Here is a 24,609-nt window from a genome sequence, read left to right as displayed (position 1 = left end):
GCCACCCGCACCGAGCCGGTGTCACGCGGTGGCTTCCCGGAGGGACGGGGTGCCGGCGCCCGGCCCGGCCCGGAGGGCTTCGGGTCAGTGCGGGGCGAGGATGCAGAACTCGTGGCCTTCGGGGTCGGTCAGGCACGTCCACGGGACGTCGCCCTGGCCGATGTCGAGGCCGGTGGCGCCGAGGGCCCGCAGCCGGGCCGCCTCCGCCGCCGGGTCGTCACCGGGGTACGGCAGCAGGTCGAGATGGACGCGGTCCGGCACGGTCTTCACGTCGGGCGTGCGGAGGAACGCGAGGTACGTGCCGACGCCCTTGGCGGAGCGCAGCACCGCGTGCTCGTCGGTCACCTCGTGCACAGTCCAGTCCATCGCCTCGCCCCAGAACCGGGCCATGGCCCGCGGATCCGCGCAGTCGACCACCACCCGGGCGATCGGCCCGGTGTCCCGGTGGCTCTCCCGGGGCTCCAGCACGCAGAACTCGTTGCCCTCCGGGTCGGCGAGGACCGTCCACGGCACGTCGCCCTGGCCCACCCGGGCGGGGGTCGCGCCGAGTGCCGTGAGGCGCGCGACCAGCTCGGCCTGGTGGGACGCGGAGGTGGTGGCGAGGTCGAGGTGCATCCGGTTCTTCGTCGCCGTCTTGGGTCCCGGGACGGGGACGACGTCGACGCAGACGGCGGCGGGGTGCGGCCAGACGAGGCCGCCGTCGGGTGCGACGTAGGTGGTCACGCCGGGGCTGTAGGCAGGCCAGCCGAGCGCCTCCGCCCAGAACCGGCCGACCGCCGGGGCATCGAGGGCCTTTATGTTCACCATCACAGGTCGCAGTGCCATGCCGGCGATCCTATGCACCCGCTTTCGTCACTCTCCGTTTCGGCATAGGATCTCAACTCCGAAGCCGACCAAGGAAGTTCACTCAGAGTTTCGACGACGGGCCGCCCGTCGGCTACACCGAGTTCCGCATCCGGCCGCATTTGCGCTGGTCACAGCTTTGACACAGGTGCCCGGCAACCCTGGTGTTCGCCTCGGGTTCTCTCGACAACATCGCCGTCCAAGCTTGATCATGACGTCACCTCGGCGGAAGCCGAGGCGTTTTCGCGGCGTGCGGGTCCCATGAAGTCCCGCACAGGCGTGATGGTTCGAAACGGCACCCAGCGAACACAAAAACCGTCACTCCTCTCGCCGGACGCGTATGGGAAAAATGGGGAATCATGCAGCAAGCGGACGCCAAAGGGCCCGGGAGCACGTCTGTCGCCTCCGCACCGGCGGAGGCAGACGCACACACGGCTGCCGGAGCGGACGCAGCGTCCGTTCCGGTCCGCGAGTTGTTGCCCGGTGAGTCCCCGCGGCTCGACGGGGTGGACGAGGAGTACGCCGCCCGGCTGGCCGCACTGGAGACACCGCTGCCCCCGATCCTGGTCCGGCGCTCCGACATGACCGTGATCGACGGCCGGCACCGTCTCCTGGCCGCACTGCTGCGCGGCCAGGAGCGGATCGGGGTCGAGTTCTTCGAGGGCTCCGACGCCGACGCCTTCCTCCGCGCCGTCGAGGTCAACGTGACACACGGCCGGCCCCTGTCGCTCGCCGACCGGCGGGCCGCGGCCGCCCGCATCATCGCCTCGCACCCGCACCTGTCCACGCGGGCCATCGCCCGCGCCTCGGGGCTGAGCGCGAAGGCCGTGGGGGCGCTCCGCCGGTGTTCAACCGATGCCGAGCAGCAGTTGGACAAGCGCGTCGGCCAGGACGGCCGGGCCCGGCCGGTGAACGTGATGGAGGGCCGCTGGCGGGCGGCCCAGGTGATGGCCGAGAACCCGAACGCGTCGCTGCGCGAGATCGCCCGCCTCGCGGGCATCTCCCCCGCCACCGCCAGCGACGTACGCAAACGCATCCTGGCCGGTGAGCCGCCCGTGGCCGGGTCCGTGCGGGCGGACGCGACCCGCACCGCCGAACCGGAGGCGACCCGGCTGACCTCCGTCCACAGCCCGCCGTCCGCCCCGGAGCCGGGACAGCCCAGCCCCGTCCGGGAATTCCCGGACCACACCCGCCCGGAATCGCTGCTGGGCAAGCTGAGCAAGGATCCCGCCCTGCGGCTGCGCGAGGAGGGACGCGGTCTGCTGCGCCTTCTGCAATACAACGCCCTGGCGGAATGGCAGGAACTGAGTGCCGTGGTGCCGCAGCATTGCGAACCCCTCGTGGGCCGGCTGGCGCGCCAGTACGCGGCGCAGTGGTTGGAATTCGCCCAGGATTTGGAGAAACGCGGCGTCACGGCCGCGCAGCGGAAGACCGGTTGACGCCCCGCACCGGTGAACTCTTCCCCGACAGCACGATGATTGCTACGGTCATGGCGAATTTTCGGCGTGCAGATCGGATCCTGGAACACCAATGATCAACCCTGAATTCTCCATCAGCGACGAAGACGTAGCGAGCTTCCGGGAGCACGGCTTCCTGAAGCTGAACAAAATCTTCTCCGACGATCTCGTCGAGCACATGAAGAAGCTCAGCACCGCGGAGATCGCTCCGCCCGCCGACAACTACGGCTCCGGCTTCAGCAAGCTGAAGTACGACATCGGCAACGACGACGCGACCATTCTCTCCGCGATGGGCGACCCGGACTTCGGCACCGCCATGGCGAAGCTCATCGGAGAGCCGCTGTTCTTCACCCAGGGCCTGGGATTCGAGCTGGAGAAGAACAAGAGCACCGGCTTCCCGTGGCACGTCGGCACCCAGAGCTTCGGCTTCCAGCGCCGCGAGGACGCGGGCTTCACCATCTGGACGCCGCTGACCCCGATCGACGCCGGCGGCCAGCGCGGCGGCATGAAGTACGTGTCGAAGAAGCTGCTGTCCGGTGAGTTCGTGTACCAGCACATCAACCTGCTGCCGGGGTACATGCAGGCCCAGATCGCCGCGGGCCGGGAGCTGACGTACGACGACTTCAGCGTCCTGAAGAACAGCCTGCTGAACTCCCCGCAGATGAAGGAGCTGCTGGACCACTTCGCGGTGGAGGACTCCTTCGAGCCGGGCGACGCGCTCATCTTCGACAAGTACGTCCTGCACCGCAGCGTCCAGCTCGGCGAGGGCCCGGTCCCCTCCCGGCTCGCCTACGCGCTGCGCTTCTCCTCGGTCGGCGCCCGGTACGACAAGAAGCGCGTCGAGGCGCTGGCCTTCCCGCGGGTCACGTTCAACTACGACGTCGGCAGCGACTTCAACGAGAAGGTCGCGTCCGAGGACGGCGAGCAGGTGTACGCGGGCTCGTACTTCGAGGGCAGCCGCGAAGCCCGGACGCTGCGCTTCGGCCACGCGTCGCAGGGCGCCTGACCCGAAGGCCGGACGGCTCCCTCGGGAACCGCTCAGAACGGGACACACATGGCGAGTAACGCGAAGGGCACCCGGCCGGTGACGCGCCCGGCCGTGGCGGCCGACAGCACGGAACTGGCGGAGATCGCCCGCGAGGCCTACGGGAAATACCTCGACCTGGTCGACGAACCGCCGGCGCCCCTGCTGCTCGACTACGACCGGGTGGCCGCCTCCGGGCGCACCCACGTCGCCGAAGCCGACGGCCGGATCCTGGGCATGGTGACGGTGGAACCGGACGACCCCTATCTGATCCTGCGCAATCTGGCGGTGCGGCCCTCCTGCCAGGGGCAGGGAATAGGCAAGGCGCTCGTCGCACTGGTGGAATCCATGGCGCGGTCGGCCGGCCTGAAAGGCGTACGGCTGTGGACCCGGGCGGAGATGACCGACAACATCTCCTTCTATCAGGCTCTCCAGTACGAGCTGACTCACTCCGAGAAGAACGAGCGATCGCACCGTGTCTTCTTCTGCCGGGAATTCCGCTGAGCGCGTTGCAGGCCCACACAGCCTCCGATCGACAACAGCTGGACTGAAAAGGAAATAAAGTGGCTGCTGATTCTGCGGTCGTCGCGGACCGCGTCGCAGAGACCTTCGCCGCCGAGGTGAAAGGCCTTGATCTCACCCCCGAGGTGATCGACGAACTGGGCCGCGCGATCTTCGAGACCTACCTGGACCACAAGGTTCTGGTCTTCCGCGCCCAGGACATATCGGCGGGTACGTTCGCCAAGTTCGGCACCGTCTTCGGGCGCCCCGAGGAGCACCACGTCCTCAAACTGCGCCACCCCGACGAGCCGACCCTCACCTACCTCTCCAACCAGAACGAGCCGGGCCGCAACAAGGAGATGAAGACCTCCGGCCAGGGCTGGCACTCCGACTACTCCTACAAGCTCGTACCGGGCAGCGCGACGATGCTGCACGGCCTGGAGATCCCGCAGGCCGGCGGCGACACCCTGTTCGCCGACGCCGAGTCCGCCTTCGCGGCGCTGCCCGAGGAGCGCAAGGCCTACCTGCGGACCCTGCGCGTGCGTCACCAGTACCGCTGGTCGCCGGACCGCGAGGACCCGTGGGCCCGCTGGAAGTACATCGGTCCCGAGGAGCGCAGGAAGACCCCGGAGATCACCCACCCGCTCGTGCGCCGGCACCCGGACACCGGCCGGGAGACCCTGTTCATCCAGCCGCGCGTGATCGGCAGCGTCATCGGCATCGAGGGCATGCCCGAGGACGAGAGCACGGCGCTGATCGAGGAGCTGATCGCGCACATCACCAGCGATCGCTTCGTCTACCGGCACAAGTGGAGCCCGCTCGACGTCGTGGTCTGGGACAACCGCTGCGTCCTGCACTCGGCGACGACGAAGGACCTGGACGAGCAGCACGTGCGCCGGCTGCTGCGTCTGACGACGGCCGGTCAGCCGGTGACGCCGTCGCTCCCGGAGGTCGGTCACAGCAGGCTGTCCGCCACGTCCGCGCCCTGATCCCCCGCCCGGCCGACCGGAGACGGAAGGCCGGGCCCGGAACCCGCGAGCGCCCGGAGACATCCCCCGGCCGGGCGCTCGCGCCCCTCGGCCGACCGCCCACCCTCGATCCGTCAGCGAGCCATCATGTCCTCTGGTATCCCCGTCCGCTGCTCCGACAGCGAGCTGTACGCCCACATGCTCGACATCCTCGGGCGTCTGGTGGGCTTCGACACCACCAGCCACAAGTCGAACCTCGAACTGATCCACTACGTCCAGGAGCTGCTGGCCGGCAACGGCATCGACAGCGAGCTGCACTGGAACGAGGCGAGGACCAAGGCCAACCTGGTGGCGACCGCGGGTCCCGGCGACGGCGGCGCGCGCGGTGTCGTCTGGTCGGGGCACACCGACGTGGTCCCGGTCGACGGCCAGTCGTGGTCGGCGGACCCCTTCACGCTGCGGCTCACGCAGGACGCGGCGATCGGCCGCGGCACCGCCGACATGAAGGGCTTCATCGCCTGCTGCCTGGCGATCCTCTCCATGACGGACCACGCGCGGCTCACCACGCCCGTCACACTCATGCTCACCTACGAGGAGGAGATCGGCTGCGTCGGAGCCCGTCACCTCGTCGAGGAAATGCGCACCTGGCAGGGACGGGTGACCGGCTGCATCGTCGGCGAGCCGACCGGGCTGGACGTCGTCGTCGGCCACAAGGGCAAGCAGAACCACCGCATCACCTTCACCGGCGAGCCCCGGCACGCCGCGCTCGCCCCGCAGCTGCCGAACCCGATCGTGGCCGCCGCCGCGCTGGCCGGCCACGCCGGGTCGCGCAACGAGGAGTTCCGCACCGAGGGCCCCCACGACGACCGGTTCGACATCGGGCACTCGTGGATCAACATCGGCCGGATCGACGGCGGCGTGAAGCCCAACATCGTCCCCGAGAGCTGCGTCGTGGACCTGGAGATCAGGAACATCCCCGCGCACGCCTGCGACGACATCGCCGCGGACCTGCACGGCCACGCGACCGGCGCGCTGCGCGACGGCATGCGGGCCCTGTCGGACGTCGCGGAGGTCACCGTCGAGCAGCTGTCCGACACCCCGTCCTTCGCGATCGAGCCGGACCATGCGTTCGTCACCTTCGTCCGCGAGGCCTTCGGCGCCACGGAGGACCCCTGCTACGTCCCGTTCGGCACGGAGGCGGGGCTCATCTGCGGACACGCGGGCATCCCCACCGTCGTCTGCGGTCCCGGCTTCATCACCGAGGCGCACACGGCGGACGAGTTCGTCGCCCTCGACCAGCTGCGCGGCTGCCTGGACCGCCTGACGTCGCTGCCCCTGGGCTGACGCCAGGACGCCGGCGCCGGGACCCGGTCCGCGGGCGCCGGCCATCGCTTCACCAGCACGAAGGAACGCGGGACAGCCCCGGTTCAGAAGGAGAGCACGTGACGAGCGACGCATCGCTGAGCACGGAGCCCGGGGTCGACGCCGCTCCCCGGAGCCCCGGGCTGGGCCGGCAGTTCGCCAGACTGTGGGGCGCCTCGGCCGCCTCGGCCATCGGCGAGGGGGTGTCCCTGGCCGCCGCGCCCCTGCTGGCCAGCACCCTGACGGACGACCCCCGGCTCATCGCGGGCGTGAGCGTGGCCCTGACCCTGCCGTACGCCCTGTTCGGGATCCCGGCGGGGGTCCTGGTCGACCGGGCCGACCGGCGCCGGACGATGACGTACATCGACCTGTTCCGGGGCTGTCTCGTCACCCTGTTCGTGCTGTCGGTCGCGTTCGGCCTGGGCAACCTGTGGGCGCTGTACCTGTGCTTCTTCCTCATCGGCACCTGTGAGACCTTCTTCCGCAACGCGGCGCAGATCCTGGTGCCGTCCGTCGTCCGCGAGGAGCACCTCGTCACGGCGAACGGGCGCATCATGAGTTCGGAGACGGTGGGCAGCCAGTTCGTGGGGCCGCTCATCGGGTCGTCCCTCTTCGTGCTCGCCCCCGCCGTGCCGTTCGCGGTGAACGCGGCGACGTTCTTCACCTCCGCCACTCTGCTGAGCCGGCTGAGGACGCTGCCGGGCGAGTCGGAGAGCACGCCGGCGGTGAAGGAACGCCCGCGGCTGCTCACCGACATGGCGACCGGGCTGCGCTGGCTGTTCCGGCACCGGTTGCTGCGCAGCCTGTCGCTGACCGCCGGAGCCATCAACGTCGTGTACACCGGCGCGCTGGCCGTGCTCGTCGTCCACGCCCACCGCACGCTGGGCCTGTCCGACTTCGGGTACGGCGTGCTGGTCGCCTGCCAGGCCGTCGGTGCGGTCACCGCCGCCCGGCTGTCGGCCCCGCTGGTGGCACGGATCGGCAAGGGCTGGGCGCTGGTCTGCGTCGTCACCGCGATCGGTTGCAGCAACCTGGTCATCTGGCTGGTGCCCTCGGCCTGGGCCGTCGGGCTCGCCCTCGCCCTCGGCGCCTGCGCCACCGTGACGTGGAACGTGGTGACCGTGGTGCTGCGCCAGACGCTGGTCCCGAAGGACCTTCAGGGCCGGGTCAACAGCATCTACCGGCTCTTCGCCTGGGGCGCGCTGCCCATCGGGGCGGCGCTGGCCGGAGTGGTCTCCAAGAGCCAGGGGACGCCGGCGGTGTACGCGCTCGGCGTCGGCGTGATGGCGCTCGTCGCCCTCCGCCTGGCCTTCGGCGTCCGCAAGCAGTTCGACACCGTCCAGGCCCCCTGACCCCGCGGGCCCGCGCAGGGCCGTCCAGCCGCCCCCGGCGGTGCCCCGCCGTACGGCCCAGCCCCGCACACATCCGCACCGACCGAAAGAGAACCACCCATGACCCAGCTCCCGCACGCCCCCCGGTCGGGTCTCGGCACGCAGTACCTGGAGCTGCTGGCCCGGCAGGGCGTCGACCCCGTCGAACTGACCCGGCAGGTGGTGGCCGACGATCTCGTCACGGTCGCCTACCAGGGCCGCTTCCTCGCCTCCCCGGTCTTTCTCTCCGCCGCCGAGCGCCGCTCCGTCGCCGCCGACCTGTACCAGGTCCACCAGCTGCTCACCCAGCTCCCGGACCGGCTGTTCGGCGGTGACACCGGTGCCCTGGCCCGGGAGGTCGGCATGACCGACACCCAGGCCGACGTGGTCCAGCGGGCCGCGAAGGCGGGCCCGCCGCTGATGGCGCTGGCGCGCTCCGACCTCTACCGGGGCGCCGACGGCTTCAAGCTGCTGGAGCTGAACATCACCAGCGCCCTCGGCGGCTTCGAGAACACCGGCATCAACCGGGCCATGCTCCAGCACCCGGTGCTCGCCTCCTTCGTGGCGGAGCACGGCCTCGGCCACGTGGACACCTTCCAGGGCATCGTGGACACGCTGTACGCCGAGTGCGCCGCCCACATGGACTCCGGCCGCCGTCCGGTGGTGGCCCTCGTGGACTGGCCGGAGAGCTTCACGACGTACGAGCCCCGGCTGAAGGTGATGGCGGCGCTCTTCGACTCCGTGGGCATCGACGCCGTGCCCTGCCATGTCGGCCAGGTCACCGAGCGCGACGGCCGGCTGGAGGCGCACGGGCGGGTCATCGACGTGGTGTACCGCTTCTTCCTCGTGGAGGAGATCGCCACCCCCGCCGACCTGGCGCTGGCCGAGCCGCTGCTGCGTGCCTTCGAAGAGGGCCGGGTGGGCATGTTCAGCCGCCTGGACGCCGAGCTGTACGGCAACAAGGGCGCCCTCGCCATGCTCTCCGACGACCGCAACCGCGCCGCGTTCTCCCCGGCCGAACGCGCCTGCATCGACCGGTTCCTGCCGTGGACCCGGCATGTGCGCACCACGGCGACGGACGCCGCGGGCGAGCGGATCGACCTCCTCGCCCACGCCGTCGCCCACCAGCAGGACCTGATCCTCAAGCCGACCCTGCTGCACGGCGGCAGCGGCATCGTGCCCGGCTGGACGGTCGGCCCGGAGGAGTGGCGCAGCCGGCTCACGGAGGCGCTCGACGGGCCGTACGTCGTCCAGGAACGCATCCGGCCGGTGCCGGAGGTCTTCCCGGCGGACGAGGGCCAAGGCACCCAGGAACTCTTCCTCAACTGGGGCGTGTTCCTCACCGATCCGCAGGTCACCGGGGGCGACGGCTACAACGGCTGCCTGGTCCGCGGCAGCACCGACCCCGAGGTCGGCGTGGTGAGCATGTCCGGTGGGGCCAGGGTCGCCTGCTCCTTCTACGAGACCGACGGCGACGCGACCGACGCGCCGGCCTGACCCACGAGCCCGGAAGACACATCATGAAGATCGCAGTGGTCGACGGCTACTCGACCGGACGCGCCCTCGTCTCCGCACTGCGCGACCGCGGCACCGCCCTGGTCCACGTGCAGAGCCTGACGACCCCGCCCGGCTACTACACCCGCGGTTTCCGCGCCGAGGACTTCGAGGCGCTGCTCGACGGGACGGGCGAGCCGGCGCGGCTGGCCGAACGGCTCACCGCGCTGGGCGTGGACCGGGTGGTGGCCGGCACCGAGTCCGGCGTGATCCTCGCCGACACCCTCACCCACCTCATGGGGCTGCCGGGCAACCGGTACGAGACACTCGCCGCGCGGCGCGACAAGCAGCTCATGGGCGAGACGGCCGCCGCCGCGGGGGTGGCCGTGCCGCACGGCGGGGCGTTCGCCGACGCCGACGAGGCCGTGGACTGGTACGTGTCCGGCGGGCTCGGCGAGGCCGTGGTCAAGCCGCCGAGCAGCGCCGGCACCGACAACGTGCGCTTCTGCCGGACCGCGGACGAGGTGCACACCGCGTGCAAGACGGTGCTGGCCGCCGACAACTTCTTCGGCCAGCCCAACCCGGTCGTCCTGGTCCAGGAGCGGGTGCGCGGAGTCGAGTACTACGCCAACACCGTCTCCCGCGACGGGGTGCACCGGGTGGCCGAGCTGTGGCGGTACACCAAGCGGACCGGCAGCGCCGGCTACCCGGTGTACGACTACGAGGAGCCGGTACCGGTCGGCTCGGCGGAGGCGGCGCCGCTGTGCCGCTTCGTCGGCGCGGCCCTGGACGCGCTGGGCGTGCGGTGGGGCGCGGCCCACACCGAGGTGATGCTGACCGAACGGGGGCCCGTGCTGATCGAGTCGGGTGCCCGGCTCGGCGGCGGGACGGCGCCGAGCGTGGTCGAGCGGTATTCGGGGGTGTCCCAGACCGGTCTGCTGGCCGATCTGCTGGTCGCCCCGGACCGGCTGCCGGCCTTCGACGACGCGGCGGTCCGCTGGAGCGGTGCCGTGCGCAATGTCGCGCTGATCAACTCCTCGGCGGGCCTGGTGCGTTCGCTGGACTGGACGGCCCGGCTGGAGGCGCTGCCGACCCTGGTCTTCCTCGCGCACGGCGTCACCGCCGGCGAGTACCTCGGGGAGACAGTCGATCTGATCAGCTCGCCGGGATACGTCTACCTCGCGGCGGAGGACCCGCGGGACATCGAGCGGGACTACCGGGCGCTGCGGGCCCTGGAAGAAGCCGGCCTCTACACCAGCTGACGGCTGGACCGAAAGGAATGAGATGGCTGTCGCCATCGGACCCGTACCTGCCATCAGCCACGACGCGATGCTCGTCTTCCTGGTGCAGATCGGTGTCCTGCTGATCGTCGCCACCGCTCTCGGGCGGCTGGCGGCGCGGCTGAACCTGCCGGCGGTGGTCGGCGAACTGGCCGCCGGCATCCTCGTGGGCCCCTCCCTCCTCGGGACCGTCGCCCCCGCGGTGTCGGAGCGGCTGCTCCCGCGCGACGCGGAGCAGATGCATCTGCTCGGGGCGGTGGCCCAGTTGGGCGTGCTGCTGCTGGTGGGCATCACCGGGGCCCATATCGACCTCGGTCTGCTGCGCCGCCGGCGGGTGGCCATCGCCTGGGTGAGCGTGGGCAGCGTGCTGCTGCCGCTGGCGCTCGGCATCGGCCTGGGCTTCCTGCTGCCCGCCTCGGTGATGGGCGGGAACGGCCACCGCCCGGTGTTCGCGCTGTTCATCGGCGTGGCCGTCGCGGTCAGCGCGCTCCCGGTGATCGCGAAGACGCTGCTGGACATGAAGCTGATGCACCGCAACGTCGGCCAGGTCATCATCGGCGCGGCGGCCGTCAGCGACATCCTGGGCTGGCTGCTGCTGTCGATCGTGTCGGCCACGGCGACGGTGGGCTTCCGGGCCGGGGTGGTGGCCGAGTCGGTGGGCTACCTGCTGCTCGTGCTGGCCGCGACCGTGTTCCTGGCCCGGCCCCTGGTGGGCCGGGTGATGCGCACGGTCCAGCGGTCCGCGAACGGCTCCGACCTCGGCATCGCGGCGGTGGTGGTGCTGCTCGTGCTGGCCGCGGCCGGCACGCACGCCCTGAAGATGGAACCGATGCTCGGCGCCTTCCTGTGCGGCACCTTGATCGGCTCCCTCGGCGCGGAGAGCCGCCGCTTCCTGGAGCTGGCCCGGCCGTTCGTGATGGGCGTGCTGGCACCGCTGTTCCTGGCGACCGCGGGGCTCCAGGTCGACCTGACCGCGCTCCAGCGGCCCGCTGTCCTCGGCGCCGCGCTGATCACGCTGCTGGTGGCCGTCGGCGCCAAACTGGCCGGCGGATACCTGGGGGCGCGGATGGGCCGGCTCGCCCATGACGAGGCCCTGGCCATCGGGGCCGGGCTGAACGCCCGGGGCGTGGTGGAGATCGTCCTGGCCTCGGTCGGCCTGAACATCGGGGTCCTCAACTCCGCCTCCTACACCATCGTGGTGCTGGTGGCCGTGGTCACCTCGGTCATGGCACCGCCGATCCTGCGCCGGACCGTGGGCCGCATGGCCCAGACCTCCGGCGAACTCGAACGCGAACGGGAGTACGCCGCCCAGCCCGTCGCGTCGTAGCCGACGGCCGCACGCGCGGCGCCCCTCCCCCCGGTTCATCCCCACAAGGAGTCGACACCCCATGACGGTGCGAGACATGGCGCACGTCGAGCTGTACACCCGGGACAAGGTCGCCGCGGTCCGCCACTACGTGAGCACGCGCGGCTTCGTCCAGGTCGCGGACTGCGTCGAGGTCGACCGGAGTTCGGCGCTGCTGCGCCGCGGCGACGCCCAGTTGGTGATCACCTCCGGTTGGGCGACGCGCGGGTTCCTGGCCCGCAACGGCGAGGGTGTCGCCGACGTCGCCGTCCGGTGCGCCGACGTCGCCGCGACCGTGGCGGCGGCACTGGCCCACGGCGCGACGGTCACGCACGACGGGCAGGGAGCGCCGGTCGTCTCCGGGCCCGGCGGCATCGTCCACACGCTGCTGCCCGGGTCCGCGCCCGGCACCCGCGCCCTGCCCGCGGGCCGTACCTGGATCCCGCATCCGGTGCCGGCCCCCTCGGCCGCGCGTCCGGAGCCGCCCGACCACGTCGTGCTGCGCCTGCCGGCGGAACTCCTCGACGCGTACGCGGCCTTCTGCGAGGGCGTCCTCGGCTTCACCCGCCGGACTCCCGAGGGCATCGCCCCCGCGAGGCGGGCGGACGGCGGGCCGGTGCTGTACGGCGCGGCGGGCCGGGTGGCCTTCGTGCTGCGGGCCCGGCCGCCGCGGGACCGCGCCGGGTCCGACCGGTCCCTGTGTACGACTTCCATCCTCTGACAGCTTCCGACACGACAGCGAGGCAGCCGACCATGGGTCCCCTCTCCCTCGAAGGCCAAGAATTCTTCCTGACCCCGGTGTGTCTGGTGCCCAACGGGCGGGCGCACCTGGGGCACATCGCGGGTCCGCTGCTGAAGATGGACGTGCTGCGCCGGCACGTCCTGCGCGGCGGCGGCCGGGCGACCATGATCTCCGTGAGTGACGCGCACGAGTCGCACGTCCTGGTCCGCGCGCACCAGGACGGCGTCACTCCGGAGGAGGTCGCGAACCGCAACCACCGCCTCATCCGCAACGACCTGGCGGCCCTCGACATCGCGTACGACGACCTGCTCAACCCGCTGGACGCGACCTGGGCGCAGCGGTACGCCGAGGTGAACCGGGACTTCCTCACCGAGATCGTGGAGCAGGGCAGCACCACGGTGCGCACCGAGCCCATGCCGGTGCTCGACTCGGAGGCGGCCGGCGCGCACAGCACCTCCCTGCGGCCCCGGGTGGACGAGGCCGTGGTGAGCGGCTGGCTGAAGGGCAGGTGCCCGCACTGCGCGCAGCCGCTGGTGGGCTTCTTCTGCGAGTCCTGCGGCGGCCACTTCTCGCCGTCCCAGATGATCGACCCCGCGACCGCGCACTTCGACGGGGAGCTGCGGTTCGACGACATCGCCTCCCTCTACCTCGACCTGCCCGGCGGACCGGAGCGGCTGCGGGAGGCGCTCGCCGAGATCTGCAAGCGGCCGGACTTCCTGGCGATCGCCGACCGGTACATGGCGGTGAACGGCGCCTCCATCCGGCTCACCGTGCCCAGCCGGTGGGGCCTGCCGTGGGAGGAGGACGGGGTGTCCCCCGGGCAGGTGATCTTTTCCTACTCGGCGCTCCTGATCGGCTGTCACCTGGTCGCCGGCGAGCGCTACAAGGAGATCACCGGCTCCGGAATGAACCCGTTCCGGCGGGATTCGCGGGTCCGTACGGTCATCTCCTTCGGCATCGACAACGCGATCCCCTTCATGGTCGGCGCGGTCGGCTGCGGCCTGGGCCAGAAGACGTACAAGCCGGTCGACTCGCTGCTGGTGAACTACTTCTACGACCTGGAGGGCAGCAAGTTCTCCACCAGCCGGGGGCATGTCATCTGGGGCGGCGACATCGTCTCGCTCGGGCAGGCGGAGTCCGACCTCACCCGCGCCTATCTGTGCTTCCGCAACCCCGAGTTCACCCGGTCCGCGTTCCAGGCCGACGAGTTCCTGTCCTTCCACAACGAGGTCGGCGCCCGGGTGAGCGACGCGCTGGCGTCGGCGGCCGAGCGGCTCCCGGCGGACACCGCCACCGCGCCCTCCCCGGAGGTCCTGCGGGCGCTGACCCGCACGCTGGAGCACCAGACCGGCATGCTCGACCCGGACACCTTCCATCTGTCGGCCGCCTGGTCCTGCGTGGAGCAGTGGATCGACTGCGCGCCGGCCCTCACCGCCACCCCCGAGGCGGCAGCCGCCTGGCTGCTCGGGTTCGCCCTGCTGGCGGCACCGGTGATGCCCGCCCGGGCGCAGCAGGTGTGGGAGGCGGCCGGGCAGCCCGGCAGCCCGAACGTGGCAGCGCTGCCGGCCGGTCCGCCGCGGGTGACGCCGCGGGGCGGGATGCCCCGGCTGCGCACCCTCACGCGCGGCCAGCTCAACGCCTGTCTGCCGGCGACCCTGCACAAGTGAGAGGACAGCGACCGTTGGACGTCGTGATTTCCGGCGAGATCGAGACCGAACAGGACGGCCTGGCCTACGGGGCCATGGTGTTCAAGGTGGCACCCGGGACCACCACCGAGCCGCACCGGCACGCCAGCGAGGAGACCTGGGCGGTGCAGTCCGGGGCGGGGCACTGCGTGGTCGACGGCCGGCGGATCGGGCTGATCCCCGGCTCCCGTGTCGTCGCGCCGCCCCACGCGGAGCACACGATCACCAACGACGGTTCCGAGGACCTGGTGGTGCTCAGCATGTGGTGGAAGAAACTGTGAACGATCAGGACGTCCTCGTCGTCGGCGGGGGCGTGGTCGGTCTCACCCTGGCCGAGGCGCTGACCCGGCAGGAGCCCGGGCTGCGGGTCACCGTGCTGGAGCAGCACGGCTGGGGCAGCGGTGCGACCGGATACGCGGGCGCCGTCGACATCCCCTACGCCCACACGCCGTTCCACCGGCAGCTGGTCGAGGCCGGCCGGCAGTGGTGGACGGAGTTCGAGGCGGACGCGCCGGCGCCGGGTGCGCGCACGGCGCTGCCCTTCGCCTGGCTGGTGCGCGGCCCGGAGGCCGCCGGCCACCTGGCGGACACGCTCGTCACGCCGGCCCGCCCGGTGGCCGCACCGGCCGACGGGGCGTGGCGGCTGCCGGCGGGGACGACCGCGCTGGCCGGCGAGGCCCATGTCATCGACCCGCGGCGGCTGACCGCCGCGCTGGTGCGGCGGCTGGCCGCACGGCCGCGGGTGCGCCTGGTCGAGCACCGGCGCGTGACGGAGCTGACGCCCGCCGCGGACGGCGTTCGGGCGGCCACCGCGGACGGCGGGCGGTGGCGGGCCGAGCGGTGCGTGCTCGCCCTCGGGCCCTGGCTGCCCTCGTCGCCGCTCCGGTCCGCGCTGCGGCCGGCCCCCGGTCCGGCCGGTCCGGAGGCCGACGTCCGCACCAAGCGCGTGTACGGGCTGCGGGTCGCGTTGTCGGGTCCGGCCGCCGTCCGGTACGGCGTCGGCTCGGCCGAGGACGGCATCTTCCTCTTCCCGGTGGCCGACGGCGAGTTCGCGATGAGTGTCAAGCACGACGTGTGGGACGTACCGCCCGAGGAACGGCCGCTGCCCGCGGACGTCCGCGCCCGGGCCGCCGCGTTCCTGGACGCGGTCGTCGGCCCCGGCACCTGGGCGGTGACCCGCGGCAGGGTCTTCGCCGACACCTACACCCCCGACGCCACCCCGCGTCTGCTGCCGCTCTCCCCCGCGGACGGCGTGTTCGCGGTGACCGGGCTGCACGGCTCCGGCGTACGCCTCGCGGCGGGCCTGGCCGCGCACGCGGCCCGGGCGGTCCTCGCACACCGGAGAGGAGACCTGGCGTGACCTCCGCGAGCCTCACGGCGCCGAGCGACGGATCCGGCCCGGGCAACGTCGGCTTCTACCGGCGGCACGGCGCGTCCGCGATCATGCGGGCCGCGCACTTCCCCGACGGGCTGCTGTCGTTCCTTCAGATGGAGAGCCTGACGGTGCACCAGGCGGCCTCCCGGTACGGGTGCACCACGCTCGTCGAACTCGGCTGCTACGACGGCCGGTCCCTGGAAGTGGCCCGGGCGGCCGGCACCGACTACCTGGGCGTCGACGTCAACGCCGCCGCGGTGGAGCGCGTCTGCCGCCGCATCGCCGACGAGGGGCTGCACGGCCGGGCGCGGGCGGTGGTGGGCGACGCCATGCGGTGCGCCGACTGGCTCGGCGAGCTGGACGGCGGCCGGCCCCTGCTGCTGCTCCCGTTCAACCTGCTGGGCAACTTCCCGTCCCCGCGGGAGCTGCTCACGGGCCTGAAGGAGGCCGGCGGGGTGGCGGTGCTGTCCGTGTTCCACGCCTTCGAGACGGCCACGGACCTGCGCCGGGACTACTACACCGCGTGCGGCATCAGCCCGCTGGAGGAGCACCCCGGCCCCTACGGGGGTGTCGTCTTCCGCTCGGGGGACGCCTTCCAGTCCCAGTCCTTCACCCGGCAGGCACTGGCCGACCTCTGCGCCGACTGCGGCATCACCGTGCTCGGCGAGGCCATGAACAGCATCGGCCTGTGCCTGACGGTGTCCCTCGGCTGAGGGACACCCCGACCGACCCTTCTCTGCCGATCAGGAGTGTGTTCATGCTCGCCGACGTCCGCTTCGCGAGCGACGAGGAGTCCGTTCGCCGCTGCTGGCCCCTCTTCGTCCAGTTGCGCCCGCACCTCGCCGGGGAGGAGGAGTTCCTCGCGCGCTGGGCGAGGCAGCGCCCGGAGGGCTACCGGATCGTCTACGCCGAGCACGGGGGCGCGGTGCTCGGCGCCGCCGGGTTCCGTGTGCTGCACACGATGGCGTGGGGCCGGATCCTCTACCTGGACGACCTGATCGTCGACGAGGGCGCCCGGGGCACCGGCGTCGGCAGCCGGCTGCTCACGGCCCTCAAGGAGATCGCGCGCGAGGAGGGCTGCGCGGAGTTCCACCTCGACACCGGCCACCAGCGGCACGCCGCGCACAAGGCGTACCTGCGCAACGGTTTCCGCTTCGACTGCCACCATCTGGCCCTGTCGCTCGACGCGGAGCACCCGGCGTGACCGGCGTGCCCGCGCCCCGCGCGCGCGTCGCGGTCCTCGGCGCCGGCCCGAAGGCCGCCGCGCTCGCCGCCAAGACCCACGTCCTGAACGAACTCGGCCTCGCCGACGTGGAGTTGTCGGTCTTCGAGCGGGACGAGATCGCCGCGCACTGGACCGGGCGGGCCGGCTGGACCAGCGGCAGCGAGCGGCTGGGCACGCGCGCCGAGAAGGACGTCGGCTTCCCCTACCGCAGCACCTACCGGTTCGGCGCGCACGGCAAGGAGATCGACGCCCGGATGCAGGCGTTCTCCTGGCAGAGCCACCTGATCGACACCGGCTCCTACCAGCAGTGGATCGACGCCGGTCTGCCCTCCCCCACCCACCGGCAGTTCGCCGACTACCTCAAGTGGGTGCTGACCCGGGCGGTGACCGGGGTGCGCGTCCGGCGCGCGGAGGTGACCGGGCTCGGGTACCGGCCGGACGGCTGGGTGCTGGAGCACCGCGCCGCGGGCGGGACCGGGCGGGAGACGTCGTACGACGGGCTCGTCCTCACGGGCCACGCCGTGCCCGGCGCCCTGCCGCACCACCCGCAGGTGGCCGGCCGGCTGCTGACCGCGGCCGGACCGCGTGCCCTCCTCCACACCCACGCCCTGCGCCCCGGGAGCCGGGTGTGCGTGGTGGGCGCCGGGGAGAGCGCGGCGTCGTGCGCGCTGTACGTCGCGGACACCTTCGGCGAGGACGTCTCGGTGTCCGTCGTGTCGCCGTACCTGCCGCGCTCCCGGGCCGAGTCGTACGTGGAGGACCGGGTCTACTCCGATCCGCACACGGCAGCCTGGCCGCAGCTCCCGGAGGCCGACCGGCGGGACTTCATCTCCCGCACGGACCGGGGGGTGATCTCCCCGCGGGCGCTGGAGGAGCTGTCCCGGGCCCGGGGGGTCTCCTTCGTGCTGGGCCGCATCCGGTACGTCGGCCCGGGGGCGGCGGGCAGGGTCCGGGTGACCGTCGACCAGCCGGGCGAGGTGCTGCGCCGCGACTACGATCTCGTGGTCAACTGCACCGGCGGCTCGCCGCTGCACCGGCTGACCGCCCTGCTCGACGACGCCTCCGCCGGCGAGGTGGAGGCGTGCCTCGGCATCCCCCTGCGGGACGACGCGGCCCTGGCCCGGGAGGTCGACGAGTCCCTGGCCCTGCGCGGACTGCGGCCCCGGCTGCACGTCCCCGGCCTCGCGGGCCTGGCCCAGGGCCCGGGCTTCGCGAACCTCAGCTCGCTGGGGCTGCTGAGCGACCGGGTGCTGGGCGCCTACGAGCATCCGGCCCCGACCCCCCTTCCCGCACGGTCCGCACGGACCGTCATCGCGTCCGGCCGAGGAACCCCCGAATGATCTTCTTTGTGGAAGCGCCGCTCACCGGCAGCGGGCTGAGCACCCTGGCCTGGGCGGTGGCCCAGGGCATCGACGCCGCCCTGGTCACCACCGACCCGGCCAAGTACCGGGGCGCGGCCGGCGCGGACGTCCTGCCCGGACTGGCCGCCCGCGGCCGGCTGCACGTGGTGCCGGCGACCGAGGGCGAGGCGGTCCCCGCCGAGCTGCTCGCCGCGGCCCGGGAGCACCCCGCGCCCGGCCGGCCCGGCGTGATCTGCGCGACCGACCGCCACCTGCTCTTCGCCGCCGCGCTGGCCGAGGCCATCGGCGCGCCCTTCGCCCCGGTCGAGGCCGTACGCACCTTCCGGGACAAGCGGCGCGCCCGCGAGCTGTACGACACGCTGGGCATCGCCTCACCGCGCTGGGCCGAGGTGCGCACGGCGGACGAACTGCGGGCCTTCGCCGAGGAGGCCGGCCGGCCGGTCGTGCTCAAGAACTGCCGCGGCACCGGCAGCCTCGACGTGCTGCTGTGCCGGACCCCGCGGGACGCCGTGGCGGTCCACGCCACCCTGACGTCCGGGGATCTCTATCTGGGCGGCGAGCTGATGGCCGAGGAGTTCGTCAGCGGACCGCTGTACAGCCTCGAAACGCTGGTCGCGGACGGGCGCTGCCGCCATCTGGGCGTCACGGACCGGCAGTTGGGGCCGCGTCCGGCCTTCTGCGAGGTGTCGTACACCTTCCCGGTGCGGGTGCCCGCGCGGGCGGAGGCGGCGATGCGGGCGGCGGTGGAGACCCTGGTGGCCGCCACCGGGATCGCGCAGGGCATGCTGCACACCGAGTTCATCCTCGCCGGCGGTGACGAGGCCGTCGTCGTGGAGGTCAACGCGCGCATGGGCGGCGGGCTGCTCGCCCTGATGATGAACGACTGCCTGACGGTGCCGGTCCCGGAGCTGCTGTGCTCGGCCGCCCTCGGCCGGCCCGTCGCCGATCCCGTGCCCAACGGGCGCCACTCCAGCACGGTCACCGTCTACGCCCCCACGGCCGGCCGGCTGCGCCGGGTCCACGGACTCGCCGAAGCCGCCGGCGCCCCGCACGTCGTCCAGGTGGTCCGCTCCGCGGCCCCGGGCGACGAGGTCCGCGCCGCCGGGGACTACCGCGGCGCCGTCGGCCAGATCCGCACCCGTGCCGGGTCCGCGAACCTCGCGCTCAACGCGGCGCTCGCGGCCTCCCGCGACCTGGTCGTGGAGGTGACCGGATGAGCGGCACGAGCCTTCGGACCGGCGCCGGCCGCGCCCTGCCGGGACCGCGTGACGTCATGGTGAAGGTGCCGACGGCGGTGCTCTTCGTCAACATCGCCCTGGCCGGCAACAACGCCCTGGTCGCCGCGGTGCTGTACCGGCTCACGGGGAGCGCCTCGAACTTCGCCCTGGTCCTCGTCTCGAACTTCGCCATCGCCGCCGTCGTGCAGCTGGTGGCGGGGTACGTGGTGGACCGGCTCGGCGCCCGCAGGCTCGCCGTGCTCAGCGAGGCCGCGGCCTGCGCCGCCATCGGCCTGGAGGCGGCGGTCTCCCTGCTGGACTCCCCCGCGCTCCCGCTGATCTGCGGGGCGGCGCTGGTCAGCGTCGTGCAGGCCTTCTACCGGGCGGCGATGTTCACCCTGGCGCCGCAACTGGCCGGCAGGGAACGGCTCGCCGCGCTGAACGCGAAGATCAACGCGGCGTTCCAGGCCGGTACGCTGCTCGGCACGCCCGCCGGCACCCTGCTGCTGTACCTGGAGCCGGTCCGGGGCTTCTGCGTGCTGGCGGTGTCCTTCGGCGCCGCGGCGCTGATCCTGGGCACCCTGCCCGGCCGTCCGGCGCCGGGCACCGGGAGCGGCGCGGCCCGGCCCCGCACGGGTGTGCTGCGCGAACTGCGCTCGCAGCGCGGGCTCGTCACGCACATCCTGCTGTGCTCCGGCGACTACGTCGCCGTGTACCTGTTCACCCTGATCCTCGTCCCGCTGGTCGACGACCGCTTCGGCGGCAGCACGCTCACCCTCGCCGTGGTGAACTCGGCGCTGCCGGCCGGTGTGATGCTCTCCGGCCTGCTGCCCTGGCGCTCCCAGGCAGCGGAGCGGACGCTGCGCCTGGTGGCGCTGTCCATGGCCGCGCTCGTGGCCGCGTTCCTGCTGCTGGTGTGCGACATCGGCGTCGTCGCGACCGTGGGCTGCGTCGTGGCGGTGGGGTTCGCGGCCGGTTCGTCCCAGACCCTGCTCATGACGGCTCTGCAACTGCGTTCCCCCGCCCATGTGCTGGGCCGGGTGGCCTCGCTGCGGCTCTTCGTCGCCTCGGGGCTCGCCGCGCCGACGCTGGCCGGCGCGTCGTACCTGCTGAAGGACGGGGTGGGTACGGCCCTGGCCTTCTGCGCGGGGGTGGAGGCCTGCTACCTCACCGTGCTCCTCGTCCTGTCGCGCGAGCGCCTGCTCGGCCGGCGCACACTCGCGGCCCCGCCCGGCGACACCGCCGGCTGATCCGGAAGCCACACCATGCAGATACAAGACACCCACGGTCTCCCCGTGGCCGTCGTCAGCGTCCAGGAAGCACGGGAGACCGACTGGGAGACCTGGCGGGGGCGGGTCGCGGTCGTCCGTGTGAGCGACCCGCCCGTGGCTGCCTGGCCGGCGCTGCGCGCGGCCGGGTTCCTGCCCAAGCCCAGCTGGCTCACCTGGATCGCCGGCACCGGGGACAGCGAGGAGGAGTTCCTGCGCGGCCTGCACCGCAAGGAGCGGCAGAGCGTCCAGGCGGCCCGCCGCCATGCCGCCGCCGAGGAGCTGCGGGTCGAGGTGCTGCCCCTGACGGAGCCGCTGCTGGCGGAGTTCCTCGGGCTGTACGAGCGGCAGATGGGACGCATGCGCCAGGCGCTGCCCGTCGCGGTGCAGCAGCGCGACCAGCTGAGGGAGGCCTCGGCCGAACTCTTCGCCGTCTGCGCACGGCGGGCGGGCACGCTGGTCGGCGCCTGCCTGAGCCAGCGGCTGCCCGAGGCGGACCTGGTACGACTGCGGTTCTCGGCGGTCGACGAGCGGTCCCGGTCGCACAGTCTGGCCCGGGTGCTGTACATGGCGGCGGTCGGGCACGCCCGGGAGCTGGGCTTCGGGCAGGTCAGCCTCGGCAACGACCCCAATCTGTACGGGCACGTGGTCGAGGCCGGGCTGTTTGCCTTCAAGACCCGGCTGGGCTTTCGGCCGGTGCCGTCCCAGTCGGTGCACCCGCATCGCGGGGACGACAGCGCCGATCTCGTCCTCGGCGGACCGCGGCTGGCCGATCCGGCGCTGCTGCTGTCGTATCCGGAGCCGGCCGAGGCGTCCTCTGCGGAGGCGGGCGCACTGCGGCTGGAGCTGTTCTCCGCGACGGCCGGCCCCGACGCGAGCCGGTACACGGGGTCGTACGGCGGTGAGGTGCGGGTCCACGCCCTGCGCCCGGCCCCGGTGCCGGACGAGCCGGCTCCGGCGGCCTCGGCGTAGTCCGCACGCGGTACGCGCGGGACGTCAGGCGATCCAGCGGGTGCGCCGGCGGGCCGGTGCCGGCCCGGCGGCCACCGCCGAGGCCATCCGCTGGACGGCCTCGCGCAGCACCTCGGCCGGCAGCGTGTACGGGATGCGGAGCCGGTTGCCGAAGACGCCGGGGTCGGCGGCGAAGAGCCCGCCGCCCTCGATCCGCACCCCGAAGGCGAGGGCCCGCTCGGCCAGTTCGGCCGCCACGGGCTCGCCCAGATCGACCCAGAGGGCCAGCCCGCCGGGCGGCAGCCGCCAGGTCCAGCGGGGAAAGTGCTCCGTCAGCGCCTCGGCCAGCGCCGCTCGCCGTGCCCGCAGCCGCTCCAGCTGAGCCGGGAGCAGCGCTGCCGCGCGGTCGAGCAGCACCTGGGCGAGCAGCTGGTCCAGCACGGAGCCGCCCAGGTCGGTGGCGATGCGCTGCGCGGCCAGTTCCGTCACCAGCTGCGCGGAGGCGCGCAGCCAGCCGATGCGCAGGCCGCCCCAGTGGCTCTTGCTCATCGAACCGACGGTGATCACCCGGCTCGCCTCGTCGGGCGCGGCGCGGCAGGCGAACGGCGCGGGTGCCGGGACGTCCAGGGCGAGGTCGGCGAGCGTCTCGTCGACGACGAGCCAGGTGCCCGCGCGATGCGCGGCGGCCAGCACCCGGCCGCGTGCCTCGTCGGGCATGAGCAGGCCGGTCGGGTTGTGGAACTCCGGTATGAGGAAGGCGAGGTGGGGCACCGCCTGGCGCAGCGCGGACTCGATGATCTCGACGTCCCAGCCGTCGTCCGACACCGGGACGGCCACCGTGCGCAGGTGGGCCCGGCGGATGGCGTCGAGCGCGTTCGGATAGGAGGGGTTCTCCACCATCACCCGGTCGCCGGGAGCGGCCAGGAGGCCGAGGACGAGGGTGAGCGCGTGCTGCGCGCCGGAGGTGACCAGGATCTGTTCGGGGCGGGTCGGCAGTCCGCGCCGGGTGTAGCGCTCGGCGATCGTCGCCCGCAGTTCCGGCAGCCCGAACGGGTCGTAGCCCGGGGTCCGGCTGTGCCGGGCCAGCGCGGGTGCCACCGCGGCGAGGGCGTCGTCCAGGACCTGGTGCGGCAGGCCGGGTGCGGCGCGGGCGAGGTCGATGGCCGTGTCGGGGGCGGGCAGGGCCCGGGTGACCCTGCGGGGCGCGGATTCCTTCGGCAGGGCCGTCCAGGTGCCCGAACCCTGCCGGCTGCGCGCGTAGCCATGGGTGCGCAGCAGGTCGTACGCCGAGGTGACGGTGGGTCTGCTGACGCCGAGCGCGGCGGCCAGTTCGCGCTCGGCGGGCAGCCTGGCGTGCAGCGCCACCCGGCCGTCGAGGACCAAGGCGCTGATGGCCTCCGACAGGTGGCGGTACGCGGGGCGCAGGCCCGTCAGGTCCGGCAGCAGAGCGGCCAGCTGCCGGCCGCTGACGCTCGGTTCCACGTGGCTCACCGGGGCACCGGCCGGGACCAGCGGGCTGCGGGCATACCACTCTCCGGGAATTGGTCATCGAGTTCCGGGCAATGACCTTACAGACTCGCCCCGGTGGCAAGGAACGCCGCGACACCGGAGGGCGGACATGGGACACGCGAGCACAGCACTCGGCTCTGCGGAGCGCCGGCGGGCGGGGAGCGTGCGCCGCGTGCCGCCGCTGACCTGTCTGCCCCTGACCGAGCGCCCGGGCCGCCGGCTGGCCCAGCTCCTCGTCGGGCTGGTCCTGTACGGGCTGAGCATGTCCGTGCTGGTCCGGGCGGCGCTGGGGGTCAACCCGTGGAGCGTGCTGTACGAGGGCCTGCAACGCCATACGTCGTTGAGTTTCGGCACCCTCAGCGCCCTGGTCGGCGTCCTCGTCCTGCTGGCCTGGATCCCGCTGCGGCAGAGGCCGACGCTGGGCACGTTCGCCAACGTCCTCGTGCTCGCCTGCGCCTCGGACCTGGGCCTCTTCCTCATCCCGGCGGATCGCGGCCTGCCGGGGCGGCTGTTCCTGCTGGCGGCGGGCATCCTGCTCAACGGGTTCGCCGTGGCCGTCTACGTGGGTGCGCGTCTCGGGCCGGGCCCCCGGGACGGGTTGATGACCGGCGTCTCCGCGCTGACCGGCGGCTCGGTCCGGCTCGTGCGCACCCTGCTGGAGGTCGCCGTGCTCGCCGGGGGCTGGCTCCTCGGCGGCACCGTCGGTGTCGGCACCCTGCTGTACGCCCTGCTGGTGGGCCCGGTCACCCAGTTCTTCCTGCCCTGGTGCGCCTACCGGAGCGCGGACGGGGAACCGGTGCGGCAGGACTAGGCCGCGCTGCTCCGCCCCCTCCACGGCCCGGGTCCCGCACCCGGGCCGTCCGCCTGTCCGCCGCCGCGCCCCAGCCGCTTTGTCCGCCCTGCGGGTTCCCGCATTGCAGATTTCCGAACAATGAGCGGGGTTCAACAGCCGTCGCCGAGCGGCAAAGCTTTGACCGCACGAAGAAACGACCGAGGGGAATCTCCGGGAAATACCCGGGGAATCCACGGCCGCATCGAATGCGGGACGAGAGAAAGGCGGTGGCGCCGGTGGCCGGAAAGGCCGTGGTGACCGGGGCGAGCAGCGGAATCGGCGCGGCGACCGCGCGGCGACTGGCGAAGGACGGTTTCGACGTGGTGGCCGTCGCGCGGCGCGCGGAGCGGCTGCGTGCGCTGGCCGAGGAGACCGGTGCGGAGCCGTACGCGCTCGACGTGACCGACGACGAGGCCGTACGGCGCTTCGCCGCCGGACTCGACTCCTGCGACGTCCTGGTGAACAACGCGGGCGGCGCGCTGGGCGCGGAGTCCGTGGCCGAGGCGGACCCGGCGGACTGGGAGCGGATGTACTCCGTGAACGTGCTGGGCACCCTGCGCGTGACCCAGGCCCTGCTGCCGCTGNNCGGCGGCACCGTCGTCACCGTGACCTCCACCGCGGCCTTCACCGCGTACGAGGGAGGCGGCGGTTACTGCGCGGCCAAGTACGGCGAGCGCGCGCTCACCGAGACGCTCCGGCTGGAGCTGTGCGGTGAGCCCGTCCGGGTGGTCGAGGTGGCGCCCGGGATGGTGCGGACGGAGGAGTTCGCCCTCAACCGGATGCGCGGGGACGCCGAGCGG

Annotated in this window: 23 protein-coding genes; 21 read left to right on the top strand and 2 right to left on the bottom strand. The window is 72.9% G+C overall.

The window, feature by feature from the left end:
- Positions 1-84: 84 nt before the first annotated feature.
- Positions 85-825, bottom strand: a complete 741-nt coding sequence (locus CCN44_RS20020; RefSeq protein WP_086698468.1) for a VOC family protein — start codon at positions 823-825, stop codon at positions 85-87.
- Between the two features lie 494 nt (positions 826-1,319).
- Between CCN44_RS20020 and CCN44_RS20015 the strand changes: the two genes are divergently transcribed.
- From CCN44_RS20015 to CCN44_RS19925, 19 genes are all read left to right on the top strand, one after another.
- Positions 1,320-2,282, top strand: a complete 963-nt coding sequence (locus CCN44_RS20015; protein ID WP_237480852.1) for a ParB/RepB/Spo0J family partition protein — start codon at positions 1,320-1,322, stop codon at positions 2,280-2,282.
- A gap of 91 nt (positions 2,283-2,373) precedes the next feature.
- Positions 2,374-3,306 carry a phytanoyl-CoA dioxygenase family protein gene (locus tag CCN44_RS20010; protein ID WP_059254006.1) on the top strand — a complete coding sequence of 311 codons (933 nt, stop codon included), beginning with the start codon at positions 2,374-2,376 and terminating at the stop codon, positions 3,304-3,306.
- 48 nt (positions 3,307-3,354) lie between these two features.
- The gene (locus tag CCN44_RS20005; RefSeq protein WP_059254003.1) at positions 3,355-3,828 is read left to right on the top strand and encodes a GNAT family N-acetyltransferase; all 474 of its coding nucleotides are present in this window, start codon (positions 3,355-3,357) and stop codon (positions 3,826-3,828) included.
- Between the two features lie 59 nt (positions 3,829-3,887).
- The gene (locus tag CCN44_RS20000) at positions 3,888-4,814 is read left to right on the top strand and encodes a TauD/TfdA dioxygenase family protein (RefSeq protein WP_059254002.1); all 927 of its coding nucleotides are present in this window, start codon (positions 3,888-3,890) and stop codon (positions 4,812-4,814) included.
- A gap of 126 nt (positions 4,815-4,940) precedes the next feature.
- Positions 4,941-6,137, top strand: a complete 1,197-nt coding sequence (argE, locus tag CCN44_RS19995; protein ID WP_059253999.1) for an acetylornithine deacetylase — start codon at positions 4,941-4,943, stop codon at positions 6,135-6,137.
- Between the two features lie 98 nt (positions 6,138-6,235).
- Entirely contained in the window at positions 6,236-7,507 is a 1,272-nt protein-coding gene (locus CCN44_RS19990) for an MFS transporter (RefSeq protein ID WP_237480854.1), read from the top strand.
- 99 nt (positions 7,508-7,606) lie between these two features.
- A complete protein-coding gene (locus CCN44_RS19985; protein ID WP_086698466.1) occupies positions 7,607-9,022 on the top strand; it encodes a hypothetical protein in 1,416 nt (471 codons plus the stop codon).
- A 23-nt stretch (positions 9,023-9,045) separates the two neighbouring features.
- Positions 9,046-10,281 carry a hypothetical protein gene (locus CCN44_RS19980; RefSeq protein WP_059253995.1) on the top strand — a complete coding sequence of 412 codons (1,236 nt, stop codon included), beginning with the start codon at positions 9,046-9,048 and terminating at the stop codon, positions 10,279-10,281.
- A 22-nt stretch (positions 10,282-10,303) separates the two neighbouring features.
- The gene (locus CCN44_RS19975; RefSeq protein WP_059253993.1) at positions 10,304-11,626 is read left to right on the top strand and encodes a cation:proton antiporter; all 1,323 of its coding nucleotides are present in this window, start codon (positions 10,304-10,306) and stop codon (positions 11,624-11,626) included.
- Between the two features lie 61 nt (positions 11,627-11,687).
- A complete protein-coding gene (locus CCN44_RS19970) occupies positions 11,688-12,365 on the top strand; it encodes a VOC family protein (protein ID WP_086698465.1) in 678 nt (225 codons plus the stop codon).
- A 32-nt stretch (positions 12,366-12,397) separates the two neighbouring features.
- Positions 12,398-14,053 carry a class I tRNA ligase family protein gene (locus tag CCN44_RS19965; protein ID WP_086698464.1) on the top strand — a complete coding sequence of 552 codons (1,656 nt, stop codon included), beginning with the start codon at positions 12,398-12,400 and terminating at the stop codon, positions 14,051-14,053.
- A gap of 23 nt (positions 14,054-14,076) precedes the next feature.
- A complete protein-coding gene (locus CCN44_RS19960) occupies positions 14,077-14,352 on the top strand; it encodes a cupin domain-containing protein (RefSeq protein ID WP_223284035.1) in 276 nt (91 codons plus the stop codon).
- The gene (locus CCN44_RS19955) at positions 14,349-15,431 is read left to right on the top strand and encodes an NAD(P)/FAD-dependent oxidoreductase (RefSeq protein WP_158103124.1); all 1,083 of its coding nucleotides are present in this window, start codon (positions 14,349-14,351) and stop codon (positions 15,429-15,431) included. Before CCN44_RS19960 ends, CCN44_RS19955 begins: the two co-directional genes overlap by 4 nt.
- Positions 15,428-16,159 (top strand): class I SAM-dependent methyltransferase, encoded by a 732-nt coding sequence (locus CCN44_RS19950; protein ID WP_059253980.1) that lies wholly within the window; start codon positions 15,428-15,430, stop codon positions 16,157-16,159. The genes CCN44_RS19955 and CCN44_RS19950 overlap by 4 nt, the downstream gene beginning before the upstream one ends.
- A gap of 44 nt (positions 16,160-16,203) precedes the next feature.
- Positions 16,204-16,650 carry a GNAT family N-acetyltransferase gene (locus tag CCN44_RS19945; protein WP_059253979.1) on the top strand — a complete coding sequence of 149 codons (447 nt, stop codon included), beginning with the start codon at positions 16,204-16,206 and terminating at the stop codon, positions 16,648-16,650.
- On the top strand, positions 16,647-18,011 hold the full coding sequence (locus CCN44_RS47395; RefSeq protein ID WP_086698462.1) for a SidA/IucD/PvdA family monooxygenase: 1,365 nt from the start codon (positions 16,647-16,649) through the stop codon (positions 18,009-18,011). The genes CCN44_RS19945 and CCN44_RS47395 overlap by 4 nt, the downstream gene beginning before the upstream one ends.
- Complete coding sequence (locus CCN44_RS19935; RefSeq protein ID WP_086698461.1) at positions 18,008-19,249, top strand: ATP-grasp domain-containing protein; 1,242 nt, start codon at positions 18,008-18,010, stop codon at positions 19,247-19,249. Before CCN44_RS47395 ends, CCN44_RS19935 begins: the two co-directional genes overlap by 4 nt.
- Positions 19,246-20,499, top strand: coding sequence for an MFS transporter (locus CCN44_RS19930; RefSeq protein ID WP_086698460.1), 1,254 nt, complete (start codon positions 19,246-19,248; stop codon positions 20,497-20,499). Before CCN44_RS19935 ends, CCN44_RS19930 begins: the two co-directional genes overlap by 4 nt.
- 15 nt (positions 20,500-20,514) lie before the next feature.
- The gene (locus CCN44_RS19925) at positions 20,515-21,489 is read left to right on the top strand and encodes a GNAT family N-acetyltransferase (RefSeq protein ID WP_059253970.1); all 975 of its coding nucleotides are present in this window, start codon (positions 20,515-20,517) and stop codon (positions 21,487-21,489) included.
- A 24-nt stretch (positions 21,490-21,513) separates the two neighbouring features.
- Here the strand turns inward: CCN44_RS19925 and yczR are convergent, their stop codons facing one another.
- A complete protein-coding gene (gene yczR, locus CCN44_RS19920) occupies positions 21,514-22,959 on the bottom strand; it encodes a MocR-like transcription factor YczR (RefSeq protein WP_086698459.1) in 1,446 nt (481 codons plus the stop codon).
- A 190-nt stretch (positions 22,960-23,149) separates the two neighbouring features.
- Between yczR and yczE the strand changes: the two genes are divergently transcribed.
- Complete coding sequence (gene yczE, locus CCN44_RS19915) at positions 23,150-23,788, top strand: membrane protein YczE (protein WP_167404008.1); 639 nt, start codon at positions 23,150-23,152, stop codon at positions 23,786-23,788.
- Between the two features lie 227 nt (positions 23,789-24,015).
- Positions 24,016-24,609 (top strand): SDR family oxidoreductase (locus CCN44_RS19910; protein ID WP_086698458.1); only part of this gene is annotated, 594 nt, incomplete at its 3' end.

It is taken from the genome of Streptomyces tricolor (assembly GCF_002155905.1).
Taxonomy (GTDB): Bacteria; Actinomycetota; Actinomycetes; order Streptomycetales; family Streptomycetaceae; genus Streptomyces; species Streptomyces tricolor.
Note: the sequence above shows the minus strand (reverse complement) of the source record. Positions and strands in the feature narration are given on the sequence as shown.

Coding starts and splice junctions, on each gene's coding strand:
- CCN44_RS20020 (WP_086698468.1), bottom strand. CDS start 825: ATGGCACTGCGACCTGTGATGGTGAACATAAAGGCCCTCGATGCCCCG.
- CCN44_RS20010 (WP_059254006.1), top strand. CDS start 2,374: ATGATCAACCCTGAATTCTCCATCAGCGACGAAGACGTAGCGAGCTTC.
- CCN44_RS20005 (WP_059254003.1), top strand. CDS start 3,355: ATGGCGAGTAACGCGAAGGGCACCCGGCCGGTGACGCGCCCGGCCGTG.
- argE (WP_059253999.1), top strand. CDS start 4,941: ATGTCCTCTGGTATCCCCGTCCGCTGCTCCGACAGCGAGCTGTACGCC.
- CCN44_RS19985 (WP_086698466.1), top strand. CDS start 7,607: ATGACCCAGCTCCCGCACGCCCCCCGGTCGGGTCTCGGCACGCAGTAC.
- CCN44_RS19980 (WP_059253995.1), top strand. CDS start 9,046: ATGAAGATCGCAGTGGTCGACGGCTACTCGACCGGACGCGCCCTCGTC.
- CCN44_RS19975 (WP_059253993.1), top strand. CDS start 10,304: ATGGCTGTCGCCATCGGACCCGTACCTGCCATCAGCCACGACGCGATG.
- CCN44_RS19970 (WP_086698465.1), top strand. CDS start 11,688: ATGACGGTGCGAGACATGGCGCACGTCGAGCTGTACACCCGGGACAAG.
- CCN44_RS19965 (WP_086698464.1), top strand. CDS start 12,398: ATGGGTCCCCTCTCCCTCGAAGGCCAAGAATTCTTCCTGACCCCGGTG.
- CCN44_RS19945 (WP_059253979.1), top strand. CDS start 16,204: ATGCTCGCCGACGTCCGCTTCGCGAGCGACGAGGAGTCCGTTCGCCGC.
- CCN44_RS19935 (WP_086698461.1), top strand. CDS start 18,008: ATGATCTTCTTTGTGGAAGCGCCGCTCACCGGCAGCGGGCTGAGCACC.
- CCN44_RS19930 (WP_086698460.1), top strand. CDS start 19,246: ATGAGCGGCACGAGCCTTCGGACCGGCGCCGGCCGCGCCCTGCCGGGA.
- CCN44_RS19925 (WP_059253970.1), top strand. CDS start 20,515: ATGCAGATACAAGACACCCACGGTCTCCCCGTGGCCGTCGTCAGCGTC.